At 44.5% G+C, this 254-nt stretch carries 1 protein-coding gene; it reads right to left on the bottom strand.

What is annotated here, in order from left to right; all coding sequences use genetic code 11:
* The coding region (locus tag A6E03_RS20225; RefSeq protein WP_176703458.1) for a hypothetical protein at positions 1 to 254 on the bottom strand (254 nt) is incomplete at both ends.

Below are 254 nucleotides of genomic sequence, written 5' to 3'. Positions count from 1 at the left end.
TTCCAAAGGTTAAGGATGGCGACAACCCCACCCATCTTGCCCATTTTATTCCACGATGCTTGAGTAATATCTTTACCTTGCTGCCAACTGCGCTCTATTGCTTCATTGAGCATTTGCTTAGCGGCATTATTGACAGCTTCATACTTGAGCATCACCATTACTGGAAGTTCGCTACTCAATAACTTTTGCATTCTTTGTTGAGCGCTGCGCATGGTTTGTATTTGATGGTTTTTCGGTGTCGGTTGCCCTGATGG

It is taken from the genome of Aliivibrio sp. 1S128, from assembly GCF_001691065.1.
GTDB lineage: Bacteria > Pseudomonadota > Gammaproteobacteria > Enterobacterales > Vibrionaceae > Aliivibrio.
This window is presented reverse-complemented; position numbering and strand designations above follow the sequence as displayed.